Source organism: Calditrichia bacterium (genome assembly GCA_020634975.1).
GTDB lineage: Bacteria > Calditrichota > Calditrichia > RBG-13-44-9 > J075 > JACKAQ01.
Genome location: JACKAQ010000001.1, coordinates 1,521,233 through 1,534,003, shown reverse-complemented (window position 1 = coordinate 1,534,003; position 12,771 = coordinate 1,521,233). Strand labels below are relative to the sequence as shown.

Here is a 12,771-nt window from a genome sequence, read left to right as displayed (position 1 = left end):
AGTCTAAATGCTGCTATCCCAACGTTTTTGTGGCTGTTTGGTGAACCGGATTTCGCTGATACGGGATTCGCTTTCCGCAATCCGGTGCGCCGAAAAGAACGCATGCAGCAGAGTGTGACCTTAATCAATGTCGAAACAGGGATTATCATTAATCTGCGGCATTGTAACTGATTAATTTAAAATGTGTTAGATCGCGCGAAAAACCGCGTTGCTCTGACGCGAAAACATACCGCGCGGCGGTTTTGGATAGAATAAACGATGAATCGATGGACAGGTGAACTTTCGGTCGGCTACTGGCGCGTGCGGCGCTACCTCAACGATCACCGGGTGGTGAACACGCCGCGATACGATGCGTTGCGCAACCAGTTTTACAACGAGCTGTGGCAGGATACCGCCGCCGCAATGGGCGCAATTATTGAAGATATTGGGTACGGTTACAGCCGCATTTCCATCGGCGATAAATACACTTTTGTGCAAGGCGGCAAAGTGCAACTGGACGATCACCTGATTTTGAAAATCGCCGGCAACAAACCACTGGTGTATTCGATGCTCACCGATCGCGGGTATCCGGTTCAGCCGTTTTTGGAATACAAGCTGCAATCGCTGGACAAAGCCTGGAAATTCATTCAGGAATCGCAGACGCCCTGTGTGGTGAAACCGGCGGCCGGCAGCGGTGCGGGAAACGGCATCACCACCAAAATCCGCACGATGGATCAGTTGAAACGCGCCTCGCTATGGGCGGGAACGTTTAGCCGCCAATTGCTGATTGAGCGGGAAATTGCCGGTGAATCGTTCCGGCTGCTGTATCTCGACGGTAAATTGATCGACGCGGTGCGCAGAAATCCGCCGCACGTCACCGGCGATGGCAAATCGGACATTCGCACGCTGATGCTCCGCGAAAATGAATCGCGATTGAGCGGGAAACCGATCACTGCGCTTTGCCCGCTGATTGTCGATTTCGAGAGCGAACTGCATCTCGGCAGCATCGGCAAAAAGCTCGGCGATGTGCTGCCGAAAGGCGAATCCGTTTCGGTGAAAACGGTGTCCAACCAGAATCGCAGCAGCGAAAACGAAACGGTTCGCGACATTATCCACCCGTCGATTGTAAAAACCGGCGCGGAAATTTCGCGAATTTTTAAATTGAAGCTGTCCGGTGTGGACGTGCTGACGCCGGACATTACCAAACCGCTGGCGGAAGTCGGCGGCGTGCTCGGCGAAGTGAACACGAATCCGGGACTGCACCACCACTATCTCATCAGCGAGCCGGACAAAGTGGCGCATGTGGCGCAGCAGATCATCGCGTATATTCTCAGTCAGTCGTAATCTATTGAAAAATATGCAATTACCGTAGGGAACGCATGTGAGCGTTCTGAAATTAATTTGATGTTCGAATTTTCTGATTCAAAAATCAGTGATAATCAAAACGGATTTTAACCCAAAAAGGAACAGAGATGTTTCTCAAACAATCGGATAAAACACCCGTCGTGGTTTTGGGCGGATCGTCGAATGCGCTGGCAGTTGCGCGAAATCTGGGTCGCCGGGGCATCCCGGTGTATCTGATGGTGCAGGCAGATAACTGCGCCACCTTTACGCGATTTGCCACCAAAGTTTTCCCGTTTTCCGACAAAAAAAGTGTGTCGGATAACTGGCGAGAACACTTGCTGGACAATCCTTTGCCGGAACTGACCGGCAGCGTGATTATGCCCTGCAACGACGATGGGCTGGAATTTCTCGCGAAATACAATCAGCAACTCGCCAAACGCTACATTTTAGACGATTCCATTCCCGATGTGCATTTAACAATGCTCAACAAACGCCGCACGATGGAAAAAGCCCGCGATATCGGTATTCCGGTGCCCAAATTTGCCGTGGTCGATTCGGAAGCGGACATCGCAAAAATTGATCCGCACGACATCATGTTCCCGACCATCGTTAAACCGCAGCACTCGCACCTGTTCCAAAAAGCGTTCAACGGCGAAAAGCTGTTTTTCGCGGATAATTGGGATGAATTGCGCATGCGGCTGGACCAGGCGCTTGCCAAACAGCAAAAAGTGATCGTCAGCGAAATGATTCCCGGACCGGACACGCAGCTTGCCAGCTATTACACCTATCTCGATAAAGATGATAACCCGCTGTTTCATTTCACCAAAGCGGTGATTCGCCGCTTCCCCAAAAACAACGGGCAGGGCTGCTACCACGTCACGCGCTGGGATCCCGAAGTCGCGAAAGTAGGGATGCAGTTTTTTCGGGGAATGGGGCTAAAAGGGCTTGGCAATGTGGAGTTCAAAAAAGATTTGCGCGATAACAAATGGAAACTCATCGAATGCAATCCGCGCATTACCGCCGCGCATGAATTGCTGGTGCAATGCGGCATGGAAACCGATTGGGTGATTTATTGCCACCTGACCGGATTGCAGGTGCCCAAAATTGAAAAATTTGAGGAAAATGTGACGCTCTGGTTTCCGCGCCGTGACTGGCTGGCCTATAAAGAACTGAAGGCGTTGAACGAAATTACATTGTTTGAATATCTGAAAAGCATTGCCAAACCGCAGGTGCTGCCGCATTTCCGGTTGGCAGATCCGATGCCGACCATCGCGCCGTTTCTCGATTCCGTGAAAGGGCGGCTGTTCGGAAAATCGCAACCTGCTGTTTCATCCAAAGTCGCGAAAATTTAGATTTGATCGTCACTATTTTTCGTCGTAGAGGCAATTCATGAATTGCCTCTACTGATGATGCATGAATTGCCTCTACTGTATTACAACCCAAGATCGTCCGAAATCCGCTGCAGCGCTTTGATCGTAAAATCGATGTGCGCATCCAAATCCACCCCCAATTCTTCCGTTCCCTGCTGAATATCTTCCCGGCTGACTGCAGCGGCGAACCGTTTGTCCTTCAGCTTCTTTTTCACGGATTTGACCGATACTTCCGCCAGACTGCGGCTCGGTCGCACATACGCCACGGCAGTGATAAACCCGCAAAGCTCGTCCACCGCGAACAGGGTTTTGGCCATCAGCGTATCGCGGGGAACGCCGCTGTATGAGGCGTGCCCGAGAATCGCGCGAACCCACGCCTCCGGGTAGCCTTTTTTGCGCAAAATTTCCGCACCGACAAACGGGTGCTCATCCTGCGTTGGGTGTTTTTCGTAATCAAAATCATGCAGCAACCCGACGATGCCCCAGGCTTCCACATCTTCGTCAAATTTTTCGGCATACGCCCGCATCGCGCCTTCAACGGACAGCGCGTGTTTGATCAGTGCATCTTTTTCGGTGTATTCGGTCAATAATTGGTAGGCTTCTGCTCTGTTCATTTGGTTTCACCTGCGGTTAATTTTTCGGTTCGCTGAGATAAAAATGCCACAACAACCGGGCAGCCACTGCCCGGAACGGTCGCCACTGCTCGCCGAACTCAGTCAACTGTGCGGCGTCGGGTAATTTTGGCAGATTTTTGAGTCGCTGCAACGCTTTTGCCAGCGCCAGATCGCCGACCGGCCAGGCATCCGGGCGCAGCAGCGCCATCAGCAAATACACGCTGGTTGTCCAGTTACCGATGCCCTTTATTTTCTGCAATTCCGTGTGCACAAATGCGTCGCTTTCACGGTGCAGCCTTGCCAAATCCAGCTCGCCGTTCAAAATCGATTCGGACAAATGGCGTAAATACCGCGCTTTCTGGCGACTGACGCCGACGGCTTTCATCGTTACGTCATCTAGCGGGAGCACGGTTTCCGGCTTCAGCGGTGCGGCGGTCGCAGACAATTTGTCGAATGCAGCTTTTGCGGATGCCAGCGAGACCTGCTGTTCCAGAATGATGTGCACCAGCGTGGCAAATCCCGGTTCGCGCGCCCACAACGGCGGCGTGCCGTGCCGTTCGATGATGCCTGCGAAATCCGCATCATTTTCCGCAAGTTTCAGCGCAGCGATTGCCAGCGTTTGTTCATTCAATGTTTTTTCTATAGTCATGATTTTATTAGGTTTATTAACTGTATGTGCGAACCGGGCTGAACATTTCGACAATTACGCAGGGCGTCAATGCCTTGCCGGAATGTCGCACATTTGATGGAATCGTTACCACAATTCCGGGTTTTAGCGTCTGGGTTTCGCCGTCCAGCGTCATCTCGAATGAGCCGTCCACCAACATGCTCATTTGCTCGTTTTCGTGCGAATGTTCGGGCAAAACGGCATCCTTTTCGATGTTCCAATACACAAACGTCATCCGCTCCCCATGCACCAGCCGTCCGTGAAATCCGGGGATGATTTCGCGCGGTTCAACATCCGATAACGGAATAAATGGCATTTTGTCCCTTTCTGCGTTTTGATTCGCATCGATAGCTGATTTTCAAAAGCTAAACATAGCAACTTTTTCGTGAATAATCAACCGGGCGATCGCCCAACCGTTTGTAAATTACGGAAATACCCCATTAGTGGAATTGATTTTGCTTATTTTTCGTTGTAGATTAAAACATTCGGCGAATGACCACGGGCAACCGGATCATTTCAGATGATTGGATTCAATCCAAATGATTGTTGTAAGTTGAATAAAAATATGGCTTTGTATAAATGGATGCAAACACGCTCACAGACGGATACCCACAACAAATGACACAAAAAATTTCTGTTAAAGAAAAAATTTTAGTTGTAGAAGACGACATCAATACTTTGAACGGTTTGGCGGAAATTCTGGAAGATGAAGGCTTTGACATCACCAAATCCAAAAACGCGCGGATGGCTCAAAGCGTGTTCAAAAAAGGCGAATTTCAGGTGGTGTTGATGGATTATTTGCTGCCGGATACGGATGGACTGGAGCTTTCCAAAATGTTGCTGGATCAGCGGCAGGATGTCAAAATTATTATGATGACCGCTTTCGGCACAGTGAAAAACGCCGTAAATGCAATGAAAATGGGCATTTACGATTATCTCACCAAGCCGATCAATCTGGATGAATTGCTGATCATTTTGCGGCGGGCTTTGGATGAACAGCGCCTGCAACAGGAAAATCAGGAGCTGAAATCCAAAATCACCAAAACATACCGTTTCGAAAATATTGTTGGTGTTAGCGGCAGAATGCAGCAGGTTTTCCAGAAAGTTGCCAAAGTGGCCAGCGCCAACGCAACGGTGCTGTTGCGCGGCGAAAGCGGCACCGGAAAAGAGCTGATTGCCCGGGCAATCCACTACCAAAGCAAGCGCAGCGAAGCCCAAATGGTGGAAATCAACTGCGCATCGATTCCCGAAAATTTGCTGGAAAGCGAACTGTTCGGGCACGAAAAAGGCGCGTTTACCGGCGCATATAAATTGAAACAGGGCAAATTTGAAATCGCCAACGGCGGAACGCTGTTTCTCGATGAAATTGGTGAACTGCCGCTATCGCTGCAGGCGAAATTGTTGCGTGTGCTGCAGGAACGCCGCTTTAACCGCGTTGGTGGCGTGGAAAATATCGAAGTGGATGTACGGTTAATTGCCGCGACAAACGCCGATCTGGAAAAGAAAATGAGCGAAGGATTGTTCCGCGAAGATTTGTATTATCGCCTGAACGTGATCCCGATTATGATTCCGCCGCTCCGCGAACGGCAGGAAGATGTAGGTCCGCTGACCGACCATTTTTTGAAAAAATATGCCGCAAAAGATCAACGGAAAATAGAATCCATTTCCGCGGATGCGCGTAAAATATTGATGGCGTACGAATGGCCGGGCAACGTTCGCGAACTGGAAAACGCCATCGAGAATGCGGTGGTGATGTGCGATAGCGGCAGCATCGAACCGGATGATTTGCCGCCATATCTGAAAGGCCGCCGGGCGATAAATTCGCCGCTGCTGCAAATTATTAACGATCGCAACGATCTGTCCTATCGCGATAAACTGGAGGCCTGTGAAAGGGAAATTATCCGCCAGGCGCTCGTGGAATGCGAAAATAACAAAACAAAAGCAGCCCAAAAACTCGGGTTTACGCTGCGAACGTTGCGCAATAAAGTCAATAAATACAGTCTGTAAGCTACCTTTATTTTGTAAAAAATATTCATCAAACCGAGAGGTGTATATGAAACGGCTAAATTTACTGATTGCCTTTTTGGCGCTGTTCAGTTTTGTTGCGTATGGGCAAGCCTCAAACGGATTTGCCAAAACCAAAGTGCATCAACCGAGCCAAATGAGCTGGCAAGATTTCGACCAGCAAAACGGGAAAGTGCAATTTGTTGCCGGCGCGGGCTATTTTGGTTCCACAATTTCCTATTTCCGGAAAGGCACCGGCCGGCTCATGTATGGGTTTAATATGGATATTTTGCCGATCTCGACCGGTGTAAATGCGGCAAACGATTATTTTGGCGCCGGGCTTCCCGGTATCAGCCAAACCAGTTTGCTGATGCCCTTTTGGTTTTCGATGAAAATGCGCCTGACCAATCGCCCGGCCAGCTCAATTTCGCCGTATGTGATTGCAGGATTGGGTCCGGCAATCGGCTTGAGAATGGAAAATCAACAGTCGTTTTGGGATTCCATTTCATCAATTAATGCGGATTTGGGCGGCGGTGGTTTCGCCGGAATCGGCGTTGATTATTTGTGGGCAGATGAATGGGCAATTTCTGCGGATGTCCGTTACATGGCGCTCGATTTCGATTCACCGCTGCGTTTTAGTGAAGATTACAGCGGTTTAACTTTTGCCCTCGGGTTCGTTCGCGCGTTTTAATGGCGAATGCAACTTCCCAACTTCCTGATAAAGTCAGTCCATAAAATTTCGATAGTTCAAAAGGTAACGGCAGCGAAAAATCAATCAATATTCGCAGCCGTTACCTTTTGTAATTCTGATCATTCAATCCGTTTTTTTGACGAATTATTACGCGTTGGCGGCGTCAACCGGAACTGCGGATTGAATATCAGGTGAATTTTTGCACAACAGGATTGGGAAGGTTTGGGAAGCCGTGAAACACGATCTGGAATCCATTGTAAAGCAGATCGAGCATTTGCCGATGCCGAAAGTTGCGGCATTGCAAGTGATACGCCTGTGTTCGGATGAGCATTCGAATGCGTCGCAAATTGCCACCGCCATTTCCGGCGATCAAACCCTCACCACAGAAGTGCTCCGCATTGCCAATTCCAGTTATTTTAATTACCCCCGGGAAATTGCGAATATCCAGCGTGCCATTGTTATTTTAGGCTTAAACCTCATCCGCGATATTGCGGTCAGTTTTGCATTCCGTCATTATTACAAACAATTTACGGGACGGTTGGCGATCGATTTCCAAACAGCGTGGGAACATGCGGTTTTAACTGGCGCTATTTGCCGGTCGCTTTCGGGAAAATTTTCGTTAAATATCGCAGATACATTGTTTGTCGGCGGGCTGATTCACGATATCGGAAAAGTGGCGCTGTCGGTTGCCATAGGGCAGGAATATCTGGAATTAGCCCGGTTCGCAGCAAAAAACAACACACATTTGTTTCTGTTAGAGCAAGAAAAATGGGGATTTAACCACGGTGATGTGGGCGGAATTTTAATTGATCGTTGGCAATTCCCGCAAATTCTTGTTAATATGATTACGTATCACCACTACCCTGCGGATTTTAGCGGCTCAGCAGATGTCTATCGCGGGATTCAGGTGATTTATATGAGCAACCTACTTGCCCATTGTCTGCGGCAGGAATCAATAAATTTGGAAGCCATCATCCGGTTAGATGCCAATTTCACCCAGCTTTTTCCTGTTAACGAACGCGAATTTGAAGAATTGGTGGGTGGTGTAAAACATGCACTTAAAAACGATCGCCAACTGGCGGCAATGGGAATGACGGCGTACGCCGGATAATAGAAGCAGATGTTTACCATTGAACCATCGGGTAGCAAATTATGAAGCAGCAAACGGACCACATGCAGTCGAATATTAATACACATTTTGACAATATTTTGAGCACGCTCGGAAACATCGAAAATGCGGCAGCCGTTATCAGCCGGCTCGGTAATTTATCCGAAGATGTGGGGGCGCTGAAAAAATCCGTCAAAGTGGCGCTGAATACATTGGACAACCATTTTCAGGCGTATCTGAAACAGATTCACGTGCTCTCCGAATTGATCGAATTTCAACAGGAAGTGATCCGGTTTGCATCGCCGGACGAAATGGTGGCATCTACATTTCGCTATCTGAAATCGCAGATAAATTACGACGGTGCATTTATTTACATCAAATCTGATGCTGAAGAAAAAAGCGACGATTTGCTAACCAGTGATGAAAAATCTCGCGAAATTTACGAATCATTTTTAACCGGTAAAAAAACGCTTTTCACCATTCGCAAAGCATTGGGCAAAAAAGAACGGGCGTTTTTCCTCGAAAAAGAATCGCGGCCGGAACTGCAAAATTTGCCCTGGAAAATGTTTGGCGCAAAATCCACGATCATCATTCCGCTGCGAATTCAGCGCAATTTGTATGGATTTGGCGTCATTTACAGCCAGCAGGAAGATGCGATAACCATCGAGCAGCTATCGTCCGTCAACGTAATTTTGGGGCTGCTTTCGCTGATGATTTTCCAGCATTATTATTTTTTCCACCTCAAACAGCGGTTTTTGTCGCAGGCGCGATTGCACAAGGTTTTTGAACCGGTCAAATTCGGCGATTTTTTTGATCGCGGACCGCTGCACATTTTTTCGTTAGATGAAAGCGGCGTTATTTTACACGCCAACAACACCGCGTTGCAAAACACGGCATTCGGGCATATCTCGCCGATCGGTGAAAAATTCACCCATTTTTTGCCGGAAGATCAGCAGGAATCGTTCGATAACGCCATTAACAACATTCACGATGGCGAGTTGCTGCCGTTTCACACGCCGCTGTTTATCCAAAACGGTGCGATGCATGTGTGGAATATTTTTTTCAGCCAGATGACGCTGCAGCAAAAATTTACGCTGAAAATGGTGATTGCGGTAGATGTTACCGCCCAACATTTCCGCGAACAGGTGAAAGCGCGCAACGAAATGCTGGATCAGGCTGCGGATTTTTCAACCGTGATCAGCCGCCACCTGAACAATTTGTTGGCGGTGATGGTACCAAACGTCAGCCTGATGCGCCAACAGTTGCCGCAGGATCACACGTTGCAAAAACATGTTTCGGCGATGGAAAACACGTTGGGCAAAACCGAACAGCTCACCCGTAAATTTCTGAATTACGATTTACCGGAAATTGAAACACCGCGTAAGTCTAGTTTAAACAAGTTGATAAAGCAGGTTGTCGATCATTTTCAGGAAAAACTCAGCGATCACGTTGTGTTCAAAATGGAACTTTCTGACGACGTGCCGGCGATGCAATTATACACCCGGCGACTTGCCCGGCTGATCAAAATTTTCACCCAAAACAGTTTGGAAGCGCTGAACGAACGGGAAAACCCGCAAATTCAATTGACCACACGAGTAGTAACCGTGGACAAAACCGGGTTGCTTCGCCCGGAAATGTATCCGTTAAATCCCGGCAGTTTTGTGGAAATGCGCTTCACCGATAATGGCAACGGCATCAAGCCGGAGTTGCTGCCGCATATTTTCAAACCGTTTTTTTCCACCAAAATCAAAAACGACGGTACGGCCGGAATGGGTCTTTTTGTTGCCTATAATATCGTTAAAGAGCTGAAGGGCGAGATTTTTGTGACCAGTGTTCCGGGACAATCGACGACGTTTTTGATTTACTTGCCACTGGTTGAGGCACCTGCCAAAAGCGCCGGGAAAAAAATCAGCGCCGCGCCGATGCAAAACGGCAAAGCCGCACCTTGCATTCTTGTTGTGGATGACGAATACAACATTCGCAGCGTATTGCAGGAAATTTTAGAGGCACACGGCTTTAAAGTACTCACCGCCGAAAACGGCAAAGAGGGTGTCGAGGTTTTTGATCAGAAAGCGGACGAAATTGATCTGGTAATTCTGGATATGCGCATGCCGGTAATGGGTGGAAAAGAAGCGTTTCTGGAGATCAAAAAACGCAAAAATGATCAAAAAGTGATTATTATCAGCGGATTTGCGAAGCGTGAGGAATTACAGGAAATTATGCGCAACGGTGCGTTGGGCTATCTCAGCAAACCTTTCCAGATCGAAGATATTTTGAAGCAGGTGAAGAGCACGCTGGTGCATTAATTTCCGCCGAGAAATATGCCGTTAGTTTGCCAAAATTTGTTCTGTGCGGTAAATTCAGTTTTACTGTCATTTGGCAAAAAATCATATTTCGATATTTTTTTGATGGCTGATCCCACCGAAACTTGCCAACCGAACGGCTGTACCAATAACAGCATCATGATTTTCTATGTTTCGCCATTGCGAGATAAATAGGCGATTCTCAAAAATTTGTATCAACAAAATGTTGAAGTTGCCGCTATTTTAACCGAAGATGTGTAATTGCAAGGTCAGGGAAGACGGAGCGGCGATCAGGGATTGTTTCGCCAAAATATTGAAAAAACTTCATTTAACGACTCTCCGTGTACTCCCTTTTGTGTTGTTTCAATGTTAATAGGTATTTTCGATGCAAAAGTGGAAACCAACATCCATTCGATACAAAACAATATCCATTTCAGTGATGGTTAGTGCGGCAGTGTTGGTTTTTAATGCTGTGTCATTCTTCCTGCTCGAAATATATTCATACAGAGAAACCGCGTTACCCCACGCTCAAAAACAAGCTGAATTTATAGCCAACGCTGTTGCAAAACCGATGTTATCGGCTGATCGGGCGGCGGCAAAACGGGTGTTGCAATCGCTGGAGGCAGAAAAAGAACTGGCTGTTGCGTTGCTTTTTTCGTCGGATGGCACAGTTTTTTGCGTCGTTGGAAAATCCGGTTTCGATGATGAACTTGTGACTTACGATAGCGATGCCGGCATCTTTTTTAGTGATCTGCGAGTGACACAACCAGTATTTGCCAACGGCAAATTTATTGGGAAATTGAGCCTGGTTTTCGATCACTCACAGCTGTATCAACGGCTGTCATGGTTCGCAATTGCTGCGATACTCATTTTAGCATCCGGAATTTTGCTGGCGTTTTTATTCTCGTCAAAACTGGAAGCCGTCGTTTTTACATCGCTGGTGCAGTTGCTAAAAGTAATTGAAAAAGTTAAGCTTAGCGGCGATTTTAGCATCCGTGCGAAACGAACCAGTCACGATGAGTTGGGCGATCTGACCGACGGATTTAACGCGATGCTCGATGAAATTCAGCAACGCGATCAGCAATTGGCGGAATTTCAGCACAGCCTGAACAAAAAAGTGGCGGAAAAAACCGCCGAGTTGAACGCCGCAAATCAGGCAAAAAGTGAATTTTTAGCCAATACCAGCCACGAACTGCGCACCCCGTTAAACGTTATTTTGGGTTTTGCCGGGTTGCTGAAAAACATGGTGACAGACAGCGATCAACAACGGTATTTGAACAATATTGCTGTCAGTGGCAAAAATTTGTTGAACTTGATCAACGATGTGCTGGATTTATCCAAAATAGAAGCGCAGCACATGTGCCTTAAAAATGAGCCGGTAGATGTAAAATCACTGTTAAAAGAAATTGCCGATATCCACAGTTTTCCTGCATCGCAAAAAGGGCTGCAATTTATTCTGGAAACCGATCCGCAATTGCCCGCCCGTTTTATGCTGGACGAAACGCGTTTCCGTCAGGTGCTTATCAATCTGGTTGGAAATGCGATCAAATTTACCCATCACGGTTTTGTCAAACTGGCTGCGAAATGCGAATTTTCGGCAACGGAAGCAGATTCTGTTTGTTTGACGGTGACAGTGCAGGATTCCGGCATCGGGATTCCGGAAGATCAGACCGAGCAGATTTTCCGGGCATTTGTTCAGCAAGACGGGCAGGACAACCACAAATACGGCGGCACCGGATTAGGATTGGCAATTTCGCAAAAATTAATTGAATTGATGAATGGAAAAATTAACGTTTGCAGCATCGTCGGCGAAGGCACAACTTTTAGTGTTGTGCTGAATGATGTGCCCGTTTCTAAATCCGTAATGAGTGAATCCGGCGCGGCTGATGCCCAAAATTGGGAACCCGATGACATTCGTTTTCACCGCTCCACCATTTTGTTGGTTGAGGATGACGAAGCCAACCGCACATTAATTCATGAATATATTGGCGGAACCCACCTGAATCTTATCGAAGCCAAAAATGGCGTGGATGCCCTCAACAAACTGAAGGTTGTTCGCCCGGATTTAATTTTGATGGATATGAAAATGCCCACAATGGACGGCGCCGAAGCAACCAAACGAATCAAACGGAATCCGTTGTTTTGCAATATCCCGGTAATTGCGGTATCGGCGAATGCGTTGTCGGAGGATCGTCGCGAGGCGCTGGAATGCGGTGTTGAAACGTATTTGAGCAAACCACTATCGCGAAAAGATTTGTTTACCGTTTTGAAAAATCATTTGCCAAACACGATGGTTCACCGGGAGCCGCAAAACGCTTCTGCGCCGCAAAGCGAAACAGAGCATTCGCCTTTTGATCAAAAATTGGATAAGGCAGCGTTGGATCTTGCCTATCAATTGGTGGAACGCCTGCAAAAAATGATGGAAAACTGGCAGGAAATCAGCGGAACGATGATCACATCGGATATCGAGCGGTTTGGGCAAAATATCAAACAGTTGGGAAATCGCCATTTGGTGGGATCGCTGCAGCAATACGGCGAGAAAATTGAAAAATACGCCGCCAGTTTTCAAATTGAAGAACTTAACGCAACGCTGAAAGCTTACCCGGAAGTGGTTCGGAAAATAGAAACCCAGCTTTCGGGGATGAATAACCCAAATCTTGTCCCGATACGACCCAAAGAAAGTCGGTAACA

General features: G+C 47.7%; 10 protein-coding genes. 7 read left to right on the top strand and 3 right to left on the bottom strand.

Annotated features, from left to right (window positions below; genetic code table 11):
• Window positions 1–258: 258 nt before the first annotated feature.
• On the top strand, window positions 259–1,323 hold the full coding sequence (locus H6629_06225) for a cyanophycin synthetase (GenBank protein ID MCB9067388.1): 1,065 nt from the start codon (window positions 259–261) through the stop codon (window positions 1,321–1,323).
• 128 nt (window positions 1,324–1,451) lie between these two features.
• Entirely contained in the window at window positions 1,452–2,675 is a 1,224-nt protein-coding gene (locus H6629_06220; protein ID MCB9067387.1) for an ATP-grasp domain-containing protein, read from the top strand.
• Window positions 2,676–2,755: 80 nt separating this feature from the next.
• On the opposite strand, the gene H6629_06215 is transcribed toward H6629_06220, so the two are convergent.
• Genes H6629_06215 through H6629_06205 form a run of 3 tightly spaced genes read right to left on the bottom strand, consistent with a single transcriptional unit; the run spans window position 2,756 to window position 4,290 of the window.
• Window positions 2,756–3,307, bottom strand: a complete 552-nt coding sequence (locus H6629_06215) for an HDIG domain-containing protein (protein MCB9067386.1) — start codon at window positions 3,305–3,307, stop codon at window positions 2,756–2,758.
• A gap of 16 nt (window positions 3,308–3,323) precedes the next feature.
• Complete coding sequence (locus tag H6629_06210; GenBank protein ID MCB9067385.1) at window positions 3,324–3,956, bottom strand: DNA-3-methyladenine glycosylase 2 family protein; 633 nt, start codon at window positions 3,954–3,956, stop codon at window positions 3,324–3,326.
• 16 nt (window positions 3,957–3,972) lie between these two features.
• Window positions 3,973–4,290 (bottom strand): cupin domain-containing protein, encoded by a 318-nt coding sequence (locus H6629_06205; protein ID MCB9067384.1) that lies wholly within the window; start codon window positions 4,288–4,290, stop codon window positions 3,973–3,975.
• Between the two features lie 302 nt (window positions 4,291–4,592).
• Between H6629_06205 and H6629_06200 the strand changes: the two genes are divergently transcribed.
• The 5 genes from H6629_06200 to H6629_06180 all read left to right on the top strand — a co-directional run bounded on the left by H6629_06200 (window position 4,593) and on the right by H6629_06180 (window position 12,769).
• A complete protein-coding gene (locus tag H6629_06200; GenBank protein MCB9067383.1) occupies window positions 4,593–5,981 on the top strand; it encodes a sigma-54-dependent Fis family transcriptional regulator in 1,389 nt (462 codons plus the stop codon).
• 46 nt (window positions 5,982–6,027) lie between these two features.
• A complete protein-coding gene (locus H6629_06195; GenBank protein ID MCB9067382.1) occupies window positions 6,028–6,669 on the top strand; it encodes an outer membrane beta-barrel protein in 642 nt (213 codons plus the stop codon).
• Window positions 6,670–6,868: 199 nt separating this feature from the next.
• Window positions 6,869–7,780 (top strand): HDOD domain-containing protein, encoded by a 912-nt coding sequence (locus H6629_06190; GenBank protein ID MCB9067381.1) that lies wholly within the window; start codon window positions 6,869–6,871, stop codon window positions 7,778–7,780.
• A 41-nt stretch (window positions 7,781–7,821) separates the two neighbouring features.
• The gene (locus H6629_06185) at window positions 7,822–10,083 is read left to right on the top strand and encodes a response regulator (protein ID MCB9067380.1); all 2,262 of its coding nucleotides are present in this window, start codon (window positions 7,822–7,824) and stop codon (window positions 10,081–10,083) included.
• A gap of 382 nt (window positions 10,084–10,465) precedes the next feature.
• Window positions 10,466–12,769 carry a response regulator gene (locus H6629_06180; protein ID MCB9067379.1) on the top strand — a complete coding sequence of 768 codons (2,304 nt, stop codon included), beginning with the start codon at window positions 10,466–10,468 and terminating at the stop codon, window positions 12,767–12,769.
• Window positions 12,770–12,771: the final 2 nt, after the last annotated feature.

What these genes read in the sequence shown, in the direction of transcription:
- H6629_06225 (MCB9067388.1), top strand. Translation starts at nt 259, where the DNA reads ATGAATCGATGGACAGGTGAACTTTCGGTCGGCTACTGGCGCGTGCGG.
- H6629_06220 (MCB9067387.1), top strand. Translation starts at nt 1,452, where the DNA reads ATGTTTCTCAAACAATCGGATAAAACACCCGTCGTGGTTTTGGGCGGA.
- H6629_06215 (MCB9067386.1), bottom strand. Translation starts at nt 3,307, where the DNA reads ATGAACAGAGCAGAAGCCTACCAATTATTGACCGAATACACCGAAAAA.
- H6629_06210 (MCB9067385.1), bottom strand. Translation starts at nt 3,956, where the DNA reads ATGACTATAGAAAAAACATTGAATGAACAAACGCTGGCAATCGCTGCG.
- H6629_06205 (MCB9067384.1), bottom strand. Translation starts at nt 4,290, where the DNA reads ATGCCATTTATTCCGTTATCGGATGTTGAACCGCGCGAAATCATCCCC.
- H6629_06200 (MCB9067383.1), top strand. Translation starts at nt 4,593, where the DNA reads ATGACACAAAAAATTTCTGTTAAAGAAAAAATTTTAGTTGTAGAAGAC.
- H6629_06195 (MCB9067382.1), top strand. Translation starts at nt 6,028, where the DNA reads ATGAAACGGCTAAATTTACTGATTGCCTTTTTGGCGCTGTTCAGTTTT.
- H6629_06185 (MCB9067380.1), top strand. Translation starts at nt 7,822, where the DNA reads ATGAAGCAGCAAACGGACCACATGCAGTCGAATATTAATACACATTTT.
- H6629_06180 (MCB9067379.1), top strand. Translation starts at nt 10,466, where the DNA reads ATGCAAAAGTGGAAACCAACATCCATTCGATACAAAACAATATCCATT.